General features: G+C 41.6%; 10 protein-coding genes. 8 read left to right on the forward strand and 2 right to left on the reverse strand.

Annotated elements, in window-relative coordinates; genetic code table 11:
- Nucleotides 1–317: 317 nt before the first annotated feature.
- The 7 genes from PLEUR7319_RS0128420 (at nt 318) to PLEUR7319_RS0128455 (ending at nt 20,366) form a co-directional block, all read left to right on the forward strand.
- Nucleotides 318–3,344, forward strand: coding sequence for a plasmid replication protein, CyRepA1 family (locus PLEUR7319_RS0128420; protein ID WP_019508627.1), 3,027 nt, complete (start codon nt 318–320; stop codon nt 3,342–3,344).
- A gap of 214 nt (nt 3,345–3,558) precedes the next feature.
- Nucleotides 3,559–5,325, forward strand: coding sequence for a TolC family protein (locus PLEUR7319_RS0128425; protein WP_019508628.1), 1,767 nt, complete (start codon nt 3,559–3,561; stop codon nt 5,323–5,325).
- Between the two features lie 683 nt (nt 5,326–6,008).
- Entirely contained in the window at nt 6,009–7,271 is a 1,263-nt protein-coding gene (locus PLEUR7319_RS37000) for an O-antigen ligase (RefSeq protein WP_019508629.1), read from the forward strand.
- 731 nt (nt 7,272–8,002) lie between these two features.
- On the forward strand, nt 8,003–12,487 hold the full coding sequence (locus tag PLEUR7319_RS40975) for a TIGR03032 family protein (protein ID WP_019508630.1): 4,485 nt from the start codon (nt 8,003–8,005) through the stop codon (nt 12,485–12,487).
- Complete coding sequence (locus tag PLEUR7319_RS0128445; RefSeq protein WP_019508631.1) at nt 12,487–13,710, forward strand: glycosyltransferase family 9 protein; 1,224 nt, start codon at nt 12,487–12,489, stop codon at nt 13,708–13,710. The genes PLEUR7319_RS40975 and PLEUR7319_RS0128445 overlap by 1 nt, the downstream gene beginning before the upstream one ends.
- A gap of 60 nt (nt 13,711–13,770) precedes the next feature.
- A complete protein-coding gene (locus PLEUR7319_RS0128450) occupies nt 13,771–14,115 on the forward strand; it encodes a hypothetical protein (RefSeq protein WP_019508632.1) in 345 nt (114 codons plus the stop codon).
- Entirely contained in the window at nt 14,082–20,366 is a 6,285-nt protein-coding gene (locus PLEUR7319_RS0128455; protein WP_019508633.1) for an Ig-like domain-containing protein, read from the forward strand. The genes PLEUR7319_RS0128450 and PLEUR7319_RS0128455 overlap by 34 nt, the downstream gene beginning before the upstream one ends.
- A gap of 489 nt (nt 20,367–20,855) precedes the next feature.
- Here the strand turns inward: PLEUR7319_RS0128455 and PLEUR7319_RS0128460 are convergent, their stop codons facing one another.
- Together PLEUR7319_RS0128460 and PLEUR7319_RS0128465 are read right to left on the reverse strand one after the other, a co-directional pair.
- Nucleotides 20,856–21,299, reverse strand: a complete 444-nt coding sequence (locus tag PLEUR7319_RS0128460) for a hypothetical protein (protein WP_144054393.1) — start codon at nt 21,297–21,299, stop codon at nt 20,856–20,858.
- Between the two features lie 44 nt (nt 21,300–21,343).
- Nucleotides 21,344–23,476, reverse strand: a complete 2,133-nt coding sequence (locus PLEUR7319_RS0128465; protein ID WP_019508635.1) for a methyl-accepting chemotaxis protein — start codon at nt 23,474–23,476, stop codon at nt 21,344–21,346.
- A 138-nt stretch (nt 23,477–23,614) separates the two neighbouring features.
- Here PLEUR7319_RS0128465 and PLEUR7319_RS0128470 point away from each other — a divergent pair, with 138 nt between their 5' ends.
- On the forward strand, nt 23,615–24,328 hold the full coding sequence (locus tag PLEUR7319_RS0128470; protein WP_019508636.1) for a response regulator: 714 nt from the start codon (nt 23,615–23,617) through the stop codon (nt 24,326–24,328).
- Nucleotides 24,329–24,624: the final 296 nt, after the last annotated feature.

Below are 24,624 nucleotides of genomic sequence, written 5' to 3' on the forward strand. Positions count from 1 at the left end.
AACAAATATATACAATCTCACTCTTTACCATCGTTCTGGGTTTAAAGCCTCTTTCTTCTAGGAAGACTTCTTTTAGTAATTAGTAATTAGTAATTAGTAGTCAATTTGAACTAAAAACTAGCGCGAAGTTGCGGTGGCGGGGTTCCCCCGCTTGAGCAAACTTCGTAAGACAAAACTAAAAACTAAAAACCAGAATCACCGACTCTTTAGGGCGGTGAGGAGTCAAATATATAGTGTGGCTTTGCATAATATTTTACTTGCATACGCTATATATAGTGTTATGATACAAATCCTCCTGGAGCAAAGAATTAGAAGAGATGGATTATCTATTGGAATGGAAAGCAAGCGGTGTTGATGAAAAGTTAACCCACTTAAATGTGGTTTCCCTCCAAGGAACTTCCCCCGCCGAATATTTACTATATTCAAATTCTATACCGAGAAGAAATGATGGCAGAATTAGTGAAAGATTTCTTCAACGTTATGCCCATACGGATGCTGGTGGTTGGTGGTGTTCTGGAATAGATGTTCTCAGTGGAGAAGAAGATATCTGGGGCTGTTTTAAACCCGAATATCCCCGTAGTCAAGATAATTGCCACAAATTAATCAAGTATGAGCATCCCCCTAAGACATCGACAGGTTTATTTGCTCTAAAAGTGCCTCGTCATCTTTGGCAAAAAATTGCTGATAGAGCCGGAGTTAGCCTAACCGAAGCAGATATTAAGCCACATCGGGCTGACTTGGGCTTTTGGGAATGGATGAGCAATCATGCTGAAGTTCCTCTTTGTATTACCGAAGGTGCGAAAAAGGCAGGTGCATTATTATCTGCTGGTTATGGAGCGGTCGCTCTGCCTGGTATTAATAACGGTTATCGTACTCCCAAAGATGATAACGGCAAACGGATCGGCAAGTCTCACTTAATTCCTCAGTTAGCCAAACTAGCTAGTCCTAAACGCGATATATACATAGTTTTTGATCAAGACTCCAAACCCAAAACTATTAAAGCAGTTAATGCTGCTATCAAAAAAACAGGTTATCTGTTACAAAAAGCGGGGTGCCAGGTCAGAGTAGTGACTTGGAATAGTCGACTCGGTAAAGGGGTAGATGACTTGATTGCCAATCAGGGTCAGGAATCTTTTTTTCAGGCTTATGAGCGTGCACTGGGTTTAGAAACTTGGAAAGCTAAATCTTGGACTAATTTAACTTATCCGACTCAGATAGAAGTAAATAGTCGTTATTTACCAGAGTTAGATATCCCCCCAGCAACCAAGTTAATCGGTATCAAGTCCCCCAAAGGTTCAGGTAAAACTGAATCTCTCTCTAAAATAGTTGCTCAAGCGATCGCCCGTAGACAAAAAGTTTTGGTGATTGGTCATCGAGTACAGCTAGTAAAAGAATTATGTCAAAGATTTGGACTCAACTACGTTACAGAATTAAACCAGCAACCCCATACTGCCAATTTGGGTTATGGTCTCTGTATTGATTCCCTCCACAGTTCTTCCCAAGCAAAGTTTAATCCTGCGGAATGGTCCAATAGTTTAGTCATTATCGACGAAGTAGAACAAGTACTGTGGCATAGTCTCAATTCTAGTACCTGCAAAGAACGTCGGGTTGAGATTCTCAAGTCATTTAAAAATCTGATGCAGAATGTCATTGGGCAACAGGGGCAAGTGTTCGTAGCCGATGCTGACTTAAGTGATATTGCTCTAGATTACTTGATTTCTTTGTCGGGGATTAATCTGGAGCCTTATATTATCAAGAATGTCTGGCAAAGCGATCGCCAGTTGTGTTGGCAGGTTTATAATTATTCTGGTAAAACCCCAAAAAAGCTGGTAAAAAATCTCGAAACTCACATTCAACAAGGAGGAAAACCCTTTGTTTGTCTTTCAGCCCAAAAACTGACTAGCAAGTGGAGTACCCAAACTCTAGAGACTTATCTACAGCAGAAATTTCCCCAAAAACGCATTCTGCGTATTGATTCAGAATCTTTAACTGATCCCCATCATCCTGCCTATCGTTGTATCACGAACTTAGAACAGATTCTACTCCAGTATGATCTAGTATTGGCAAGCCCTTCCATTGAGACGGGAATATCCATAGAACTCAAAGATCATTTTACTTCTGTCTGGGCGATCGCTCAGGGGATTCAAGGAGAAAACGCTGTTAGGCAAACATTGGCTCGTCTTAGAGATAATGTTCCTCGACATCTTTGGTGTGCTAACTATAGCTTTAATAAAATTGGTAATGGCTCCACTTCTATTCCCGCCTTACTTAGTTCTAATCAGCGTTTCACCCAGCTAAATATTCGTCTTTTGCAGCAGTCAGATTTTGCTTATTTAGATGATTTAGATACAGGTTTTCAAGCAGAATCTTTATTATGTTGGGCTAAGATGGCGGTGCGTTTTAATGCTGGAGCAATTGATTATCGTCAGTCTATTTTGGCGGGATTAAAAGCCGAAGGTCATCAGATCCTTGATGCAGCTAAAGTCAAATTCAAACAACCAGAAATTCAGCCAGGACTTAGAACAGAGCTAAAGACTGATAGTTGTTTATTGGCTGTAATTAGTGAAATTAGTAGTCAAAATTATTTAGCCGAATGTAAGGCGATCGCTAATTCAGAAAGTCTCGATCAGAAACAGTACCAAAATCTCAAAAAACGGCTGATCAAATCCCTCAGCGATCGTCGTAAACTTCGTAGATATGAACTGCAACAACGCTATCATCTGCCAATTACACCTGAATTAGTTGCTCTCGATGATGATGGTTGGTATCAAAAAATTCGCTTACATTATTTTCTGACTATTGGTCGTCCTTATCTAGCAGATCGAGATGCCAAAGTAGCCCGCAAACTAATTGAACAGGGAGATGGCAGTTTATTTTTGCCTGATTTTAATAGTTCTCAGCTAGGAGCTTTAGTCGGTACTTTAGAAATTATGGGGATTCCGATATTATTACAAAATACAGCTAGGCATTTGCGCAATACCGATCTAGATTTACAGTCATTAGCAGCGATCGCTCATAATAATCGTCGAGAAATTAAAACTATTTTAGGGATTGGAATTGCCAAAAACTTTAGTCCGATCACTATAGTAAGTCGTTTGTTAGATAAAATTGGCTGCAAAATTAAGTGTATCCGTTACGAAAGCCAAAATAAGAAGAGAGTTAGAGTATATAAAATTTTGCCCCCAGAAGATTTACGAGAACAAGTATTTGCTCATTGGTTAAATATTGATCGTCAATTACCTGGTAATTCTTTATTTTGGTCAGAAAATAAAGCTCTTAATTCTCATCAGCCTGTCACTAACAATACTCAAAGCCAATATCTGCAACTGCGCCTGGAAATTTGATTTAAGAGCAAGCAAGCCAATCTTCTAGGATAGAAGCGGAGGATTCCCTTCAGAAGTTCTAAATTAAACGGTTTCGCCATACTCTCTTCGCACATTAGCAATTTAGCTGTAATGAGAGTTGACAAAACTGATGTTAGAGCCACAATGGCGAGTATACAATTAGTCTGTATAACTCAATAATCCGAAAATAGCCTAAACAGAAAAGGAGTGAGGAGTGGGTAAGAAGAATCAATTTGTTAAAGCTGTCAGTATAAGTACAGCTGTATTACTTAGCAATGCTACTTTAGCGTTAGCGCAAAATTTAGCTTATTCTAGTACCAATGCTAATCAAACCTCAGATAAATCAGACATAATAAATAATTTAAAACTAGAAAAAAACAAAACCTCAAAATTTATATCTGCTGCATCTATATCTGCATCTGCAGCAAAATTACCTTTAACAATCAGAGATGAAAAGCAGTATCGCCAATCATCTGATTTTTCTCAAGATAGTCTTTCATCTGTGCAAGTTGCTCAGTCAGGAGACCCTACAGAAGATATTATTAAACCAGCTCAACAGCCGATTACCAATCCAGAAACACTTAACCCTAGTGGTAATCCTCTATCGTTTCCAACTCAGGGAGATGAGGTTCAGGTTGACAATCAAAAACTGATTAGCTTAGAACAGGCGATTGAGTTATCACTGAAAAATAATAAAGACATAGAAGACGCAAGAACGCAAGTCGAGCGTGCAGAAGCTGGATTAAGAGTTGCCAGAGCAGCACTTTTTCCAACTCTCGATTTCAATAGTGGACTTAGCTATAGTAACGATGCTTTTCTCGATAGCATAATTGAGCAAAATATCGATGAGAGGGAAGAAGATTTGCTAGAAGCTACCCCAGGCTTATCAGAAGAAGAAGCGAGGTCGGCAGCGGAAGATCAATTTACAAATTCCAACTCTGACAGCTTTACTTTTACTACCGGTGTAACCCTAGACTATAATATTTACGATGGTGGTAACAGAGGTGCTTCAATTCGCACAGCCGAAAAACAGCTTCGCTCGACTGAATTGGATTTAGAAACAATTGTCGAACAGACTCGCTTTGAGACTGCCAGTGATTATTACGATTTGCAGGATAGTGATGCTCAGGTCAAAATTGAGGAAGCAGCAGTAGAAGATGCATTACAAACCCTCAAGGATGCGCAATTATTAGAACAAGCGGGTTTGGGAACCAGATTTGATGTTTTAAGAGCTGAAGTAGAATTAGCCCAAGCAAGACAAAGACTCAGTACTGCGGAGGCGAATCAGAACATCGCTAGAAGACAACTAGCAGAAACTTTAAGTGTTTCTCATAATGCCGAACTTGCTACAGCGGATGCGGTTGAAGAAGCTGGTACGTGGGAAATGCCTTTACCAGAAACTATTGTACAAGCATTTAAAAATCGGGCTGAACTAGAACAATTGTTGCTACAAAGAGAAATTGGCAACGAACAGCGCACAATTGCCTTGTCACAGATTAGACCAAGAGTAAATGCTACTGCTAGTTATGACCTAAATGATGATTTTCAGGATGATTTTGATATTAACGATCAGTACAGTGTAGGTGTAAACTTACAATGGAGACTGTTTGATGGTGGTGCAGCTCGTGCCAGTGCGGAACAGGCAGAGAAGGATATTGAAAGTGCAGAAACTCAATTTGCCGATCAGCGTAACCAGATTCGTTTTGCAGTCGAGCAAGCTTTTTTTGGCTTACAAGCTAACAAAAGGAATATTAGCACAGCAACTAAGGAAGTTGAGCTAGCAGAGGAAAGTTTACGGTTGGCAAGATTACGTTTTCAGGCTGGAGTAGGAACCCAAACTGATGTAATTGATGCCCAAACTCAATTAACCACTGCTCGTGGCAGTTTACTATCTTCGATTATTCAATATAACCAGTCTTATGTTGATTTACAAAGACAAGTTTCCAATACTCCCGATAATGGGTTACAAGATCTACCGTAATCTTTGTAGTAAAAGGCTTCGCTTTAGCTATAAGCTTTCAATAGCTATTAGCCGTTAGCTCTTAGCTTTTAGCTTGGTTTATCTGTTGGCATCGTTATTGATATTCAGTGGGCGTGCCTTATAAACATCTGGGGTTTCCCCAGATGACAGGCACTTGGGATTGTAACCCATCACTGAATAATGTACCGCTAAAATCCAAGATTTTTAGCGTGGGTCTTAAACCCTTAGCTCTTAGTAAGCACGAAAACTAATCTTCTCGGCTTTAGAGCTAAAGGCTAAAAGCTTAAAAGATAAACCATTTACTTAAGTAAACTTTAGAGCTTAAGGCTTAGAGCTTATAGCTTTCATAGATAACGCTTGTGCGAAAGTAAGAATTAATACCGTTTTAAATTTAAAAGACAACAGATCGTTTGTGTAGGGGCGCATGGCAATGCGCCCTTACGATCAATGTGTAGTCAAAGCTATTCAATTTGGTATAAGAAGTTTTAAGAGATTTTAAATCTGAATTGTTGAGTAGAGAAGTATTTTGCTTATAGTTCTCTACTTTTTTTGTGGTTAAATTTAGTCTAGATCGACTTGTTGAGATTTAGATTTAATATCCGAGGAAAGTTTTTATCAGTAATCAACACCAATATCAACACCGACAAAATTTACTTTGGGCATGGTCATGTTTTTTAGTTAGCGTGCTGATTTTGCCTCTCTTTCCCGCGATGGGTGCAATAGGATTATTTGTGGTTTTAATTAGAGTCTGGCAATGTCGCTTTGAGCAAATAATTAAAAACCATTTCAACTGGTGTTTAGCAATTGTTGCTGTATTATTCTTGATTAGTTCAGCTTTAGCCGAATATCCCCAAGAGGCTTGGTTGGGTTTAGCTAATTTCTTACCTTTTTTCCTGCTTTTTATTGCTTTAAAGATCCTGATCCAACACCCTCGACAACTGAGACAGCTCTCTTGGTGTTTAATACTTCCTTCTTTGCCTGTTGTAATGCTTGGTTTCGGTCAAATATTTGCTGCTTGGGATACTCCTCCATTACTAGAGTCTATTTTGGGTTGGCAGCTTGAACCTCAAGGAATACCTGAAGGAAGAATGTCCTCAGTATTTAACTATACTAATTTTCTGGCTATTTATTTGGCGATCGCCTTTACTTTAGCTTTAGGTTTATGGTTAGATACCTGGCGAACTTGGCGAAATCAACGGTCTTCAACACAGACCTGGACTTTACTGCTACTGTCACTGATTTTACTGTCAGATATTAGTGGTCTAATACTTACTAGTTCTCGTAACGCTTGGGGACTGGCTCTGATTAGTTTTCTAGCTTATGCCCTATATATGGGTTGGGGATGGCTAGTTGGGGGAGTTGCTGGTTTAGCTAGTACAATTCTCTGGGCATCATTTGCCCCTCATTTAGGAGGAGAACAATTAAGAAAAGTTATTCCTGCTTTTTTTTGGGCAAGACTTTCAGATCAAATGTATCCCGATCGCCCAGTGGAAACTCTTCGTCTTACTCAATGGCAATTCTGCTGGGATTTAATCAAAGAGCGTCCCTTGTTTGGTTGGGGTTTAAGGAATTTTACACCTCTTTACAAAGCCAAAATGAATTTATGGTTGGGACATCCTCACAGTCTTATTTTGATGTTGAGTGCCGAAACAGGAATTATTGCCACACTGTTACTTCTGGGAATCGTTGGCAAGATCATGATTCAGGGAATGCTTTTACTGATCAAGAAGCCTTTTAATAGTTCAGGACTGATCTTTTTTAGCTATTTAGTTGCTTTTGGCTGTTGCACTCTTTTCAATTTATCAGATGTTACTATTTTCGATCTGAGAGTGAATACTATTGGCTGGATACTTCTCTCCGCAATTGATGGTGTAGTTAGATCAAAATCTACAACTAGCTCAATAGTAAAGCATCAAGATATTGATTTGAGGAAGCGAGCGTCATAAAAAAGTTACTCTCCCTATTAAGCTATTCTTTTGCAAGAATATCCTCACGATTCTGTTGTCTCTGAATAGACTTACCATAATTTTCTAATATAAATATCAACATTACTTGGATTATTATGTTCTTTTGTTAGTATTTTAAAAACTTATTATAAGTGTATTTCGTCTGTAATAAGAAAACTTTTTAGGTGCGTATAAATTACTTTTTGGACTGTTGTAATTGAAAAGAGTCCAACTAATTAACTCAAGGATTTTGTGTTCAATTTAAATGTTATTAGTAATTTTTAAAATATTTTAATAGAACATTTATCGTACTTGTATATTTTTATTGAAAAGCTAACAGGTATTGCCTTTTGGTTCTGAAGAATATTAGAAAAATGACTAATAGCTATAAAGAAATAAAATCTATATCGCCAATTTTATCTTCGCTCAATAAGTAATAACTCGGAGATAATTACATCTTAAATTTGGCAGCCAGGTAAATATATTGATGTTTTTTTAATAACATCAATATATAATCTTGGAATACTTCTTGAATTCTCAATATGATTTATTTATAACATGCACAATAAACCTTATTATTAAGATTTTTATTTGGATTTATCCCTGTTATTCTTCAGTAAAATTTTATGAAATTATCATTATTTTTCTTTAGTCAAGTTCATTCTGACTTTAAATTCTGAAATCGAACTTTATTAACTTAGAAATTTACTTTTAAGCCTCTAAACATAACTGTGATTCTAGCTACACCGCTAACCAAATCAATTGTTCAAGAGCGAGATCAATCTTATCGTAGTCTGCATACCGAAAGCTTGCCAGACTTGTTAAATCAGCTGGGAATTTCGTTGTTAGTTTCCACTTATCAGGCTGGAAAGCTAATTGTAGTGCGCGCGAATGAGGGCAGCCTGAATACCCACTTTCGACTGTTCAATAAGCCGATGGGTCTAGCGGCAGATGGGTCTCGTTTAGCTATTGGTTCAGGTAGTCAGATCTGGGAACTTAAAAATGTACCAGCAACAGCCGCAAAACTTCATCCGCCTGATAAGCACGATGCTTGCTATTTGCCACAAAATATTCATTTCACGGGAGATATTGATATTCACGAGATGGCTTGGGGAGATCAAGGGTTATGGTTTGTCAACACTCGCTTTAGTTGTCTATGTAACCTCGATAGAGACCACAGCTTTGTGCCGCGCTGGCGACCTAAGTTTGTTAGTGCTTATGCCCCTGAAGATCGCTGTCATCTAAATGGGCTAGGAATGGTTGACGGTCAACCTAAGTATGTCACCGCTCTGGGTATCAGCGATTTTCCTGGAGGCTGGCGTCGTAATAAAGCCAATGGGGGGCTGATCATTGATTTTGAAAGCCATGAGATTGTGGCTCAAGGGCTATCGATGCCCCATTCTCCCCGTTGGTATCGCGATCGCCTTTGGGTGTTGGAATCTGGATATGGCGGTTTGGCTACCGTAGACCCTAAAACAGGGCAATGGGAACGGGTGGTTGAGCTACCAGGATTCACTCGTGGGCTAGACTTCTATGGTCCGCTGGCTTTTATTGGTCTTTCTCAAGTTCGAGAAACCTCGATGTTTAGCCATATGCCGATTGTTGAGGAGATGGAACAGCGCATCTGCGGGGTTTGGGTAGTCAACATAGAGTCTGGGCAAACTGTGGCTTATCTCAAATTTGAAGAGGCAGTTCAAGAAATCTTCGCAGTTCAAGTGCTTGATGGCATAAAATTTCCAGAGATTATTGATAGCGATACTGACCATCTCAATGCCTCTTATGTGTTGCCAGATGATGCTCTGGCAGAGGTGGCTTTTACCCCCCTGAATGAACAGCCTATATTTTGGGGCGATCGCTCCCCTACCGCTCCTGCTAGCGTAACTTCGGTAGTGGTGGTGATGCCGGTCTTTAATCTGCAAGACCAAACTCTCCAGGAACAGGACGAATACGACTTACAAAAAACCTTCAACAGCATTGATGCGAGTTGGACTTACTGCCAAGCCCACTATCCCCAATCCGAAAAGCTAACTTTTGAAGTGATAATTGTTGATGATGGGTCTACTGACAACACTTGGGAATGGGTAAATAGCCTATGCGCTGACCGACCTCATTACAGCCTAGTTCAGCACGATCACTGCAAGGGGTTGGCTGCCGCTCGGAATACAGGTGTTAGTTTGTCCCAGGCTCAGGTCATCTGTTACTGCGATCCTGGGAGTATTTATCAAGAAAAACATATTTTTACTGTGCTGACGGCTTTAAATCAGCCGCTGTCAGAAGACCATCAACCCCGATGCCAACTTGCTAACTTCTTCCCTGCTGCGGTGAAAACGGGACTACAATTTTCAGATTCTGTTCATGCTGACTGGCAATCTGAACTACAGCAGAGTAGCTTACTTAATATAGGCATTCGCAGAGCAGCCCACCACTTTATCGGGGGGTTTGCAGATTTAGATGCGAACTCTCTTTCGGATGATATGTTAGGCGATCGCGTTTACCATGCTTTGCTTAATCATTTCTTTGGCGTAGTTGAGGTGGAACTATCCACCGTCGAAACCAAACAATTTTCAGGCAATACTCATAACTTTACTAGAGAAAAACTGCAACAAGAGTCAGAAATCTCTCCCGTTGTTTTAGCCCTGGTAGAGGCTCAAATCCCTCGACGACAAGAATTTTTAACGCAGCAGTTGCCTCAGGCAGGTGATCCTAACCATTGGTTTCGCTTAGGGAATGAGGCTCACAATCACGGTGACTGGGTGGCTGCTGCCCGCCATTACTATCGTTGCCTAACTCTTCAGCCCAATGCGATCGAAGCACGCTATAACCTGGGAGTTACCCATATCGATTTGGAGCAGTGGCTTGCAGGGGTTTATCATCTCCAGCAAGTGATTGAGGTGAACCCTCAGCACGTTCAAGCCTATAACAGTATAGGTATGGCTTTGAGTAAGCAAAATAAACTAGAAGAAACTGTTGCTTATTACCAAAAGGCGATCGCTCTACAACCCGATTTCGCCAAGGCTCATATGAATCTGGGCATGATTCTGCTCAGCAATGGTTATTTTTTAAAGGGCTTTGCCGAGTTTGAGTGGCGCTGGCAAACCGATCAATTTGTAGCGATAGACTGCCCTAAGCCTAAATGGGATGGCAGCAACCTAACGGGTAAAACTATTTTGATTCACACCGAGCAAGGTGCTGGGGATGCGATTCAGTTTGTCCGCTATATTCCCTTGGTAGCAGCCCAAGCCGAGCGGGTGTTACTTGTCTGTACCGATGTATTGCGTCCTTTGCTAGCAACTGTTCCAGGCATTGACAAAATCTTTGGTCCAGGGGACATTTCCCTCCGGGATTTTGATACGTATATTGCGCTCATGAGCTTACCTCATGTATTGGGTACCACCTTAGAAACAATTCCCACTCAGGTGCCCTATGTACGATCGCCTGTTAAACAGTCTGGGAAAGTAGACAAATGGGCTGGTCTGGTCAGTGCCCTGCCCGACCAGCTAAAAGTAGGTATCGCTTGGGGTGGCAGTCCGACCCAAGGCAATGATCGCAATCGCTCCTGTCGGTTGCTGGATTTTCTGACCCTATTGCGAGTCCCTGGTGTCCAATTTTTTAGCTTGCAAAAGGGCGCAAGGGTTGCCGAACTCTCCGACTTGCCGTCAGATATTAATCTCCAGGATCTCAACCCACACATCCACAACTGGGGCGATACCGCAGCAGCGATGGAACATTTAGATCTTGTAATTGCTGTCGATACTGGAGTGGTTCATCTGGCTGGTGCTCTGGGCAAACCCGTCTGGGTAATGTTGAGCTTTGTCCCCGATTGGCGCTGGCTAAGCGATCGCGACGATAACCCTTGGTATCCAACCATGCGCTTGTTCCGCCAGCAGCGACCTGGTGACTGGTCTAGAGTGTTTGATCAGGCGATCGCTGCGTTAACAGAGTTTGTGCCACCGCCTCCTCTGTCAGATATTTCTCCACTCCTACCAGGTATTACTCAGCAAAAAGATCTCTCCGAAGCTTCGAGCAGTTCCTCCTCAAGTCCCCAGAAAATTGGTATTGGTTGGCCAGTAAGCATTACCAGTGGCTGGGGCGTATATGGTCTGAATTTGACCCTACAACTCCTGCAAACCCAAGGTTACGAACCCCAATTACTTGTTCCCTCACAACTTTCTCTAAATGATTTAAATCCCGTTCAACAAATTCAATTAGCTTCACTTTGGCAAGAGCAAAAGTCTGTTTCAGCAGCAAGTAACCGCCATCCTAAAGTTCCGTTGGGTGGATTTACCCTCCATGCCCTTGACTCTCAATTCTTAGGTTTAACGATGCCAGATGAATTCAATAGTCAGCTCAGGGTAGGGGTTGTTTTTAGAGAAGATACTCAAATCTCACCCCAGCAACAAGACCAGGCAAACGCTTACGATTTAATTGTCAGCGGCTCTAGTTGGAATACAGACTTACTCAAAAGTCAGGGCATTAAGCAGGTACGGCAAGTTTTTCAGGGAATTGACCCTACTCTTTTTTATCCTGGGTCAAAGTCCGACCTTTGGGCAGGAAGATTTGTGATTTTTTCAGGTGGTAAATTGGAATACCGCAAGGGTCAAGATATTGCGATCGCAGCCTTTAAACAGTTTCATCAGCGTCATCCAGAAGCACTATTGGTGACTGCTTGGCACAATGCCTGGCCTCAGTATATGGCAGGTCTAGAGCAAACTGGTTATGTAGTAGGGTTGCCCCAACTCTCTGACCAGCAACAACTATTGATTCCTCAATGGCTAGCTGCCAATGGCATCCCAACCAATGCCCTCTGTGCCCTTGGAGCTATTCCCAATCACCAAATGGGAAGTATTTTGAGAGAAGTTGATGCCGCTGTTTTTCCCAATCGCTGTGAAGGTGGCACTAATCTAGCAGCAATGGAATGTTTGGCTTGTGGGATTCCCACTATTCTCTCAGCCAATACTGGGCATCTAGACCTGATTGAAGAACAACATTGTTATCCCTTAAGAACTCAACGACCAGTCAAATCTATCCCCACCTTTAAGGGTGTTGAGGGATGGGGTGAATCTGAGGTTGAAGAAATCGTCGAAAAGCTAGAACTTATCTACACTGACGCTACTAAGGCTAAAGATCGAGGTCAAGCGGCAGCTGCCTTTATGGCAGATTGGAGCTGGCAAAAACAGATTTCTCGTTTACTTCAAGTTTTGGAGGTAGAGATTTAATGATGAAACTCTTTCGCGATCAACCATTACCTACTAAACCTCACTTGGCCGTTTTTTCCTCTACCAAAGTAGGAAACTTTGTGATTACGACTCCTCTCCTCAGGGGACTAAAAGAGAAATATCCCGATTGTGTCCTAGATTTTTTTGGCAGCGAAATCACTCGCGATTTTGAAATTCACTCTCCCTACATTGACTGGCGATTCTCTCTTTATTCCCAACATTTTAACTTTTTGGAGTCCTTAGCTAATGCCATTCTTCTGCGGCGTCAGCAAGCAGGGAACTATGACTTGGTGATTAATTGTGATGAGTTTAGTGAAATTAATTTGGTTATGGTAACCGCCTTACGCCCTACCTACGTGGCTGGCGGTGCCCTATCGCTTGATTTTCGCTCGAAACTAGATGCTAGCGACGATCCAGTGCAAAAAATGCTGCTCGATTCAGATTGGGATAGTCCAGGGTTTTTGCAACGTCACAGCAGCTTGATTAGCAGCAATTACATCAGCGAGATTTTTTGTCGTATTGCTTATGTAGATACCGATTTCTTCAAGTTAGAGGTTCCCAGCCAGCCCCCCCAGTTTAGCGTCCCCGATGTGCTAATTCATGTGACAGCTTCTCGTCCAGCCAAAATGTGGTCAGTGAAATACTGGCAACAGGTGATCGAGTGGTGCCAGTCACAAGCCTTTACAGTTGGTTTAGTGGGCAGCAGTCCTAGTCTTCAGCAATTGCATTACTGCGCTAACGATGCTGAAACAGAGTTGTTAACCAATACTTCATTGATAGATCTTAGGGGACAAACTTCTCTTACCGAACTCGCAGGGACTTGCCGTCAGGCAAAAGTCTTTATCTCTGTCGATACAGGACCTATGCATATTGCTGCTGCCGTAGGTTGCCCTGTTGTCGCAATCTTTGGCAACGACCAAGAGGGTAATGGAGCCAGCCCTTGTAGGCTCTGGGCACCTCGACAAGCCCAAGTGAAAATCGCCCACTCAAATTATACCTGTACCCTATGCCAAGAAAACCGCTTTCGCAATCATTCTTGTTTGCTGAGCGAACATTCTTGCATGAATCATCTAAAGGCTGAACAAGTTATTCACCATATAGAAAATTTACTAGAGATGAATGGATTGAGACAAACACTCTGTTCGACCTCTCATCCGTCGAGCAGTCTATCACGAAGGGATTTGCCATTTAATAGCTTACCAATCGAAGCCGTTCCTCCGTGATTAATTATTTATATATTCTGTTGATTAATTAAGATGCTTGAGCATATAAACACCAATAATATGAATGAAAAAAATAATATTCCTAACAAGGCAGATCCTGCTCCCCCCGTGATTTCTACGATTAGCCTTAGTGTTACCGATGATAATGCCACAGAAAAAGGGAGTACTCCAGGGAGCTTTACGATCTCGCGAGGCGCAGACACGACAGGAGACCTCGACGTAACTATCGAACTCCGTGGTCTAGCCGAGATTTCCGCAGACTATACTTTGACTCCCCCTGGTACGACAAGCTCCCCGACGAACAAGGAGCTACTTACTTTAACCATTCCTGATGGACAATACCAAAAACACCAACAATACCAACAATACCTATGCAAATACCAACAACAAAACTTAATCAATTAACTGTCGATATCCTAACTGATGAAGCAGACGGCAGTATCACCGATGGGGATATTAGTCTTCGAGATGCCCTAGGCGCGATCGCCGATGGTGGAACGATTACCTTTGCCAGTAATTTGAGCGGTCAAACTATTGTTCTCAATGGCAGTGAGATCGAGATTGCTAAGGCTGTAACCATCGAAGGTGATATTGATGGCAATGGCAGCGGAGATATCACCCTGAATGGGGAACGCAATAGCCGTGTTTTGAATATTGACGATAACAATGGTACGCTCGATCTCGATGTTTTCCTCTCTGGTTTGACAATTGGTGGAGGCAGCGTAAGTAATGAGAATGGTGGCGGGATTCTCAACCATGAGAATCTCACCCTCACGGGTAGCACGGTCATCGGAAACGGAGCCGTCAATGGCGGAGGACTGAGTAACCAGGATGGAACAGTTACTTTGACGGGCAGCACGGTCAGCGGAAACGTAGCACAAGATGGAGCAGGTATCCAGAACAATTCAGGCACCCTGAACGTGAGCAACAGCACCATTAGTGACAACCAAGCAAGATCTAACGGCGGGGGAATTGACAATGCCTTAGGCAATGTGAACGTAAGCAACAGTACCATTAGTGGCAACACTGGGGGATTTTTTGCTGGTGGAATATACAACGCTTCAGGCAGCGTGAACGTAAGCAATAGCACTATCAGTGGTAATAGCTCGTTGCTAGATGGAGGGGGGATTAATAATGCTGCTAAAGGCACCCTAAACTTAAATAGTACTCTAGTTGGAGATAACATTGGTGGTACTTTAGCCGATATTAATGATACTGGAACCATTACAGTCACCAATAGTTTGCTCGAAGTAGGGAATGGCAAGATTACCGATGGCACAGATGGCAATATTGTGGGTCAAGACCCCTTGCTAGACCCTGCTGGTCTGAAAGATAATGGAGGACCAACTCAAACTATTGCTCTGCAACCTGGCTCTCCTGCCATAAATACAGGTGATGACAATGGCTTAACCACCGATCAACGAGGTACGGGTTTTAAACGGATTGAAAATGGACGGGCAGATATAGGAGCCTTGGAGTTTGTAAATCCGCCTCTCAACGAGCTAAAGGTCGATACCCTAACTGATGAAACAGACGGCAGTATCATCGATGGGGATATTAGTCTTCGAGATGCCCTAGGCGCGATCGCCGATGGTGGAACGATTACCTTTGCCAGTAATTTGAGCGGTCAAACTATTGCCCTAAATGGTAGTGAGATCGAGATTGCTAAGGCTGTAACCATCGAAGGTGATATTGATGGCAATGGCAGCGGAGATATCACCCTGGATGGCGGCGACAAGAGCCGTGTTTTGAATATTGACGATAACAATGGTACGCCCGATCTCGATGTTTTCCTCTCTGGCTTGACAATTAGTAGGGGTCTCACAAGTGATGATGGTGGTGGGATTCTCAACGATGAGAATCTCACCCTCACGGGTAGCACACTCAGCGGCAATTCAGCCATCAATGGCGGAGGACTGGGTAACAAGAGTAATGGAACAGTTACTCTGACGGGCAGCACGGTCAGCGGAAACGTAGCACAAGATGGAGCAGGTATCCAGAACAATTCAGGCACCCTGAACGTGAGCAACAGCACCATTAGTGACAACCAAGCAAGATCTAACGGCGGGGGAATTGACAATGCCTTAGGCAATGTGAACGTAAGCAACAGTACCATTAGTGGCAACACTGGGGGATTTTTTGCTGGTGGAATATACAACGCTTCAGGCAGCGTGAACGTAAGCAATAGCACTATCAGTGGTAATAGCTCGTTGCTAGATGGAGGGGGGATTAATAATGCTGCTAAAGGCACCCTAAACTTAAATAGTACTCTAGTTGGAGATAACATTGGTGGTACTTTAGCCGATATTAATGATACTGGAACCATTACAGTCACCAATAGTTTGCTCGAAGTAGGGAATGGCAAGATTACCGATGGCACAGATGGCAATATTGTGGGTCAAGACCCCTTGCTAGACCCTGCTGGTCTGAAAGATAATGGAGGACCAACTCAAACTATTGCTCTGCAACCTGGCTCTCCTGCCATAAATACAGGTGATGACAATGGCTTAACCACCGATCAACGAGGTACGGGTTTTAAACGGATTGAAAATGGACGGGCAGATATTGGCGCTTTTGAGGAGCTTGATACTCAGATTCCTGATGCACCCAAAATCACATCCTCCTTGCTTACTAACTTACCCAATCCTACAATTACGGGTACAGCAGAGCCTGGTAGTACCATTAACCTCAAGGTTACTAATAATAGTTCTGAAGCGGTCTATCTAATCAAAGCTACTGCCCGAGGGAATTGGCAAGTCGATACGGCAAGTGCTTCCCCAACTTTGGGGAGTTCTCTTTTTCCATTAAGTGATGGTAGCAGTGCAACTCTCTCAGCTAAGGCGATCGATCCTTCTGGTCAAGAGAGTCAAACAGCTACTCAGGTTCTTGCTGTAGATTTGACTCCTCCTAATCCACCCACTTTGGATCGTACGATCCTTAATCCAACCCTCAATCCCTTAACAGGTAAAGCTGAAGCTGATGCAAAAGTCTTAGTCCAAATAGATACCGATAATAACGGTCAACCAGATGCCACCCTTACAACAACTGCCGATGGCAATGGTGTTTGGAGTGTTGATTTAAACCAATCTTCCCTAGCTCTGAAAAGTGGAAAAGTGCAAGTTAGAGTCCTGGCAACAGATGCTGCGGGCAATACAAGTCACCCCACCCCAACTGAGCTAACTATCGATACGGTTGCTCCTCCAGAGCCTGTATTTACGTCGCCCGATGCTACAAACAGTCTGAACCCAATTATTAGTGGTACGGCTGAGCCAGGTAGCACAGTGCAAATAGACATCGATGGGAATGGTGATGGTAACACCGATGCTAGCTATCAAACAACAGCAACGAATTCGGGTAATTTTACACTCGATCTCAGCACCGCCAAACTGATAACTGGAAGTGCTCCTAATTTTGTAAATGGTACTGCTGCTAAGATAACTGCCTTCGCAACAGATGTAGCGGGCAACCAGGGCAAGAATAATACCCAAACGCTTACTTTAGATACTGGTGCCCCTGCAAAACCTAGCATCGATTCTGCTGGTGTTACTAACACCCTAACTCCCACGATTACGGGTAAGGCTGAAGCCAATAGCACGGTCAAGGTTGTAGTTGAGAGTAATGGTAAGTCAGGTACCTATGAAAAAACAGCTGATGGCAGTGGTAACTGGCAAGTAGATTTATCTCAACAACCTACTTCTGGAGATAAACCCATTCTAGAAGACGGGAAAACAGCAACAATTACCGTCACAGATAGCGATAAAGTAGGAAATATCAGTAATCCTGCTACACAAGCACTCAAAGTTGATACCACTGCACCTTCCGCAAGTATTACTTCCGCTGATAGAACTAATAAACTTGCCCCAATCATTGAAGGAAGTACGGAAAAGGATGCTACTCTCGAAGTAGAAATAACGGTTAATGGAACCAAATATATCTATCAACCCCAAGTAGATCCTGGTGGCAACTGGACACTAGATTTAGGAACAGCCCAACCTGTAACTGGAACTCTACCTACCCTAACCGATCAAGCGGTTCTCAATATATCCGCGATCGCAACCGATGAGGCTGGGAACCCCAGCAATCCTGCTACTCAAACACTGGAAATCGATACTACAGGTCCCTCGGTTCCAACCTTAGACCTTTCAGGTATTACTAACACCACAACTCCCATTATCAGTGGTATCCATGATGCTAGCAGTGATATAACCGTTGAAATCGATAGGGAAGGAGATGGGAATATAGATGCAACTTATCAAGTCAAAACTGATGGCAGTAACAACTTTCAGGTGGATTTAGCCACCGAAACTGATATCACAGGGAATACTATTAGTCTAGTCGATGGGCAAACAGCAATTATCAAGGCGTTCGCCACTGATCAATTGGGTAATCCAAGTGCTACTACTACTAAAAATATTAAGATTGATGCTACTCCTCCGAATCCACCATCGTTTAACTCGCCAGACGTTACTAATACCATTTCTCCAGAACTGAGTGGATTAGCTGAAAACAATAGCACTGTCAGAGTCACGGTGAATGGCAATATTGTCTACGAAGTACAGACTGATGGTGCCGGAAACTGGAATTTCAAACTGGGTCAAGAGCAACCTAAGAGCGGAAATCTCCCTGCATTGGGTAATGGGAGCATTCTCAATCTAGAAGCGATCGCTATTGATGCTGCGAATAACTCTAGTACTAAAACTCTCCAACAATTGACGGTGGATACAGGCACAATAGTCGCCCCCAAATTATCCTCCAAAGATGTAACCAACAATCTGACTCCGATTATTAAAGGGACTGATGAGCCTGGTACCCTGATTGAAGTGGGCATCGATGTTGATCGAAACGGAAAGGCTGATGTCACTTACAATACAACAACTGATCCAGATGGTAACTGGCAGGTAGATACAACCCAAACTCCTGATACAGGAAGTCAACTTACCCTAACTAATGGACAAAATGTCCAAATTATCGCCACAGCGATCGATCCCATCAGCAATACTAGTGCCAGTACCCGCCAAAATTTACTGATTGATACAGTCGCTCCCAATGCCCCACAGTTCACTTCCTCAGATGTTAGCAGTAGTCTTACCCCTGTTATGAGTGGATTAGCTGAACCCGAAAGCATTGTGGAAGTAGATGTAGATGGTCAAGCGACTTATGAAACTAAGACTGATAGTGCTGGACATTGGACTATTGACTTAGCTACTGCCACTACCAAGACTGGGACTATTCCCACCCTAATCGATGGCGACAAAATTAAGCTTGAAGCGAAAGCTACTGATGAGGCGGGGAATATTAGTCAAATCCAAGAGCAACAGCTAATTATCGATCTGTTTGCCCCTATTGCCACTGCCGATAACTATACCTTGATGCGATTTCCAGGGCAGTCAACGTTTCTCGACGTACTTAGCAATGACCGCGATCCTGATGGGGAAGCATTAACTTTAGTCAGTGTAACTCAACCCAATCCCAGTGCAGGTACAGTTATTATTGACAATAATCGTATCCGTTTCACTCCGAGCACTGATCAGCCTTTTTCCTTAGACCAAGAGAATGTAAATAATTCATTTTCCGAAGGAGGAGGATTGTTCATGCTTTCTGGAGGATCTCCCGAGATCGAAACTACATTCACTTATACTGTAGCTGACCCCGAAGGAAAAACTCGACATAGTGTGGTTACCTTGGATGAGTTAAGTACTGAAACTCATCTAAAATTTACTCTCCAGAATAGCACGACTGATTTGGTCAACGAAATCGGCATTTTCAAAGTGGAAAACTCGAATGGTACTATTGATGGCGTTGATCCTAATGAAGACGGATATCTGCAATCTGTTTTAAATAATGGAACCGTCGTGTTCTCGGTCTTGAGTGATTTTTCGACCCTATTTGGTCAATCACCAACCAGAATTCTAGATGATTTTTCGTCCACTGGCTCTTTTGGCTTTTTCTTTATTCAAAACGGCACAGTTGATAATGCGTTGGCAGAGTTAAGTGCGGGAGAATCCCCTACTAATGTTTACTTGTCTACCGCGAATATCAATGGCGATGACTTCAACAGATTACAGGTTGAGCAGTTAGATAATGGCAGCTTCCAACTCAACTTTGAAGATAGTACCGAAGGAATCGATCAAGATTTTGATGACCTGAACATGATCATGGAGCTAACCACTGAATCGGAAACCATTGGTGCTCTTACCCAGGGAGAGCCAACTGAGGAATTTATCGATTTAGAGCAATTGAAAGGAAGTTTCCAAGTTAAAGTCTCTGTTACTGGAGAATCCCACTTCGATAATCTGGGGGGTTTGTATCCCGTGATCGATGCTGAGAAGGGAACAGTTCAAGACCCAATCACAGGTAATTTTATTGAGCCTGGAGATGAGGGTTATATTGATGCTGTACAAGCCCTAAGTGTAGGAAGCTTTGACGAGTTTGCATCTGGCTTCCAAATGGAGTTAGAAGGTGGGGAGGTTTATGTTCCCTATATCCTAGCTGATGGGAACACTGATGAGGTTTATGTCCCTTATCTGGCTGCTAATGCCGATGGTCTTGATCATATTCGCTTATTGGCTGATAATACCTTTGGTTTTGAGGATAAAATCAGCAGTGACAGCGATTTTGACTACAACGACATAATTTTTCAAATCAATTTCGAGTGATGTCATCTGACCCTATCATTCAATCTTACTTACAGGAGAATGGTAGGGAGATTTTAGATCTCTGGATACTTTTTAATCTCAGATATTGCTGAGGCTTCGCCGTATCTATAAGCTATAAGCCATAAGCTATTTACTTAAGTAAATAACTTATCAAAAAGCTATAAGCTCTAAGCTTTAGGCTCTAAGCCTTTTAGTTGACTACTTGCGTAGTAGCCTTAAACCTATAGCTTGTGGGTTTAAGACCCCCTCCAAACTTGTTTGGTGGTCTGCAATTAGGAGAGGTCTAAAACCTCTTCTAATTAAGCTTATAGCTTATAGATACGGCGAAGCCCCGTTATGGCTTTTTTTATAATAACCATCCGATTTTTATGGGCGATCGCAGATAATAAGAAATTGAATTCTTAATAACTGTTGAGTGGGACAGTTAATCTCAAAAAATCCTCAATTCGACCAAAATTTCTCGTCTATTATACAAACACATGATATAGCTTAACTAAATCCCCTTAATTTGTTAGAAAATATTGGTTCACCATAATCTTCTTCTAACTTTTCAATTAAATCTTGTGCCAAAACTAAAGTTGTTATGTGTGGATCTCCTATAAAAAATTTATAGCACTCGTTTAATAAAGGCTCAAAACATATATCAATTTTGGTAATTGCATCCAAATTTATTAATAAAGGCTGGAGAATTATAATATTTTCACCAGGCGATGTATGAGATAAATAAAGATTTTGTTCAATAATACCAATATTAATCCAGCCTCTTATACGAGTTTCTCCAAGTATACAGCTTTGTCCTTTAAAAAATGTTTTGGGGGGAGGATTTAATTCAGTTTTAAAAGCTGCCGAAAGTTTGAACCATGGTTCATATGCTAGCCAAACACCAAATCCAAGTATGGAAATAATAGTTGTGGTAAATATGGCTTTGGTCAATGGTCTTCTCATTCCTCTGCCTTCGGAGCGAAGCGGGATAATTATTAATTAACTTTAAATTGTCCCACACTGGCTTCTAACTGTTGGGCTACGGTTAGCAAATCTTGGAAAGAGCTAGAAACTTTAGTAGCTGAAGTTGAAGTTTTATGGGCGATCGCCGAAACATCTTCCATAGTGGCAGTCAAGTTACGACTAGTTAGGGATTGTTCTGTTACCACAGTGGTTACAGTTTTGATTAAACGATCCACTTCCTCCCTGGCACCTTTTACTTGTTGAAGAGCAGTACGAACCGCCACCAAATTGCGACTGCCTTCAGTAACTTCTATAGTACTAGTTTCCATCGCTTTAACTACTTTGCTAGTCTCAAATTGAATTTCTCCCACCAATTGTTCAATTTCTGTTGCGGCTTGTGCCGACTGAGTTGCCAGAACTTGAACTTCATCAGCTACCACCGTAAATCCTATGCCCTCTTCTCCTGCACGAGCAGCCTCAATTGAGGCATTGACAGCTAAGACATTAGTTTGTAGTGCTATTTTTCTAATTAAGCCAATAGTTTTGGCAATTTTGCGCGAAGCTTTGGCTAAATTTTTTGCTTGTTCGGTGGTTTCCGAGGCTGTTTGACCTAAGGTTGAGATTCTTTGCACTGTTTGCTCAATGGCAATATCTCCTGCACTAGCTTTGTCCGTTGTTTGTTCAATAATTTTTTCTGCTCGATCGGCATTATCAGCGATCGCCTGTATGGCAACCGACATAGTTTGCATTTGATTGAGAATATTCGTAATTTCATCAGTCTGCAACATAGCCCCAGCAGATAACTCGGAGATAGCCAATTCATTGAGATTGGTTGTTTTGGCCACAGTTTGACTGGCTAATTGAACTTGTGCCACAATTTGACGTAGACTTTCAAGAGTGGAATTATAAGAGCTTGCTACCTGACCAATTTCTCCTTCAGAGATCTGAGCGCGGACAGTTAAATCCCCGTTATTCGCCAACTTGAGTTGTCTTTGCAGCTCTCTAACTTGCTGTTGAAGTTTTTCCTTAGCAGTTTTTTGGGCTTGTTCTGATTGTTTTTGAGCGGTTAAGGCTCGATCTAATTCTTGAGTGCGATCGCCCAAAGTAGCAAATGATTCTTGCAGTTGTCGAGCCATCTTATTAAAAGCAATACCTAGCAAACCCAATTCATCTTGACGTTCAATATTTACAGTTTGGTCTAAATTTCCTGCTGCCAAACTTGTAGAAACATTTGTCAAACTAATAACAGGTTTGACTAAACTTTCTGCCACGAACCAAGCAATAATAGATACTAAGGCAACTGAAGCCAGAGCAATTAAAATTGCTGTTTGTTTAAATTGTTTTACTGAGGCAAATACTTCTGCTTTTTCCTGTAAAACTAATACCCCCCAACCATTATTCAATAGAGTTCCGTGGGTCATCCATTCTGTATTAGTATCATCAGAAAAAACAAATTCACCTTCATTTCCTGATAACAAGTTATTGACTGGAGGATATTTACTCAGATCGGTTAGGGTATCTCCAGACGTAAAAGTAGAATCTGGATGAGCTAAAACTTGACCATTCTCATTTACAAGCAAAGCATAACCTGTTGTACCAAATTTAACTGCTTTGATTTGTTCGCTAACAATATCAAGAGTTGCACAAATATAATTTACGCCCTTGATTACCTTTTGTTGACGAATTGGTACCGAAAGGCATAAAGAGGGCTTATTACTAGTACGTCCGATTAATGTCTGATAGGTAATATCATTTCCAGCTTTTGCCCCTAAAAACCATGGTCTATCTGCATATTTTTTAGGGGCTTGATTGTCACTACGAGTCACATTAATTCCATCAAGACCAGTAGTACTGGCAGTGTATAAATATTCGTAAGTTTCCAGCATTTTCATTAAGACTGGTTTTTGTTTTTCTACCTCCATACTGACAATAGCTGGTTGTTTACTAAGATTCTTTAAGGCTCGAACATTCATTTCATTCCATTTCGATAAGCTGTGCTCTAAACCTTGAGTTTCTAATGCTAATTTTTCTTGAGCATCTTCACGAATAATTTTAGTAGCATTAAAACTGGCTAAACTTAATGATACGAGTATTGAAGGGATCATACCAATTAGGATTAATAGAGGAATCTGAACACGCAAACTGCGGAAAAATGCTACTTTCATAACCTGATATTAGTTAGTTCTAAAAATTAGACTTTCAGCTAGCAAACAAGAAAAATTAAACTTAATAATTTGTCTAACCTAGTTTGCCCAAAAAAACGGCTAAATTTCACATAGTTGACTTGATTCAATATTGTCCAGATGAAAATTTTGATTGTTGAGGATCAGCAAGAAATTGCGCAATTAATCGAACAAACCTTAGTTAGAGAAGGCTTTTCGTGTCATATTGCTAACGATGGCTTAACTGCCCTAACTGTATTTAAGCAGCAACAACCCGATCTAGTAATCCTCGATCTGATGCTTCCTGGCTTAGATGGATTAGAAGTATGTACTCGTATCCGTCAACAACCAGACAATAAAGACCCTTATATTTTGATGTTGACTGCCAGAGGAGAAGAAATAGATCGGGTAATAGGACTTTCTACAGGGGCAGATGACTATTTAGTTAAACCTTTTAGTCCCAGAGAATTAGTCGCTAGAGTCAGAGCTTTACTACGTCGTAGCTTACGTCATGGAGTACAAGAAGTTGACCAAATTTATCGCACCAAGCATTTTACCGTTGATTTAGCACAACATACAGCTACCAGACAGTTAGACTCTCAAGGGAGTGATCTTTTAGATTTAACTACTCTAGAGTTTAATTTATTGGCAACTTTTTTGAGTTACCCTGGTCGTGTTTGGAGTCGAACCCAATTAATCGATAAACTTTGGGGCAATGACTTTTTCGGGGATGAGAGAGTAGTAGATACTCATATCAGAAGGCTGCGTAAGAAGATTGAACCAGATACAGCCAATCCGACATTTATTAAAACTGTGGTTGGAGTTGGTTATAAATTTGAAGATGAAAATTTATAAGTCCCTAGTAATAATTTCTTTATAGGTCAAATTTACTTAATTTTACTTGCGAGGTTCAATACTATTAAACGTTTAATAAAATAAGCCTTTTGTAAATTAGTTACATTCAGATTCATGAGTTTTCAGCTAATAGCTAATAGCTAAAGTTATTCGTCGGCGATTTCTAAGACTACACCTCATCACCATCATCTCCTACTACCCAGCAAAATTTGAAACACTCAGCTACGCCAACGACGTAATAAACTACCGAAAAACACTTAATCAAACTTTTTAATTTACACCAGACCTATTAATAA

It is taken from the genome of Pleurocapsa sp. PCC 7319 (genome assembly GCF_000332195.1).
Taxonomy (GTDB): Bacteria; Cyanobacteriota; Cyanobacteriia; order Cyanobacteriales; family Xenococcaceae; genus Waterburya.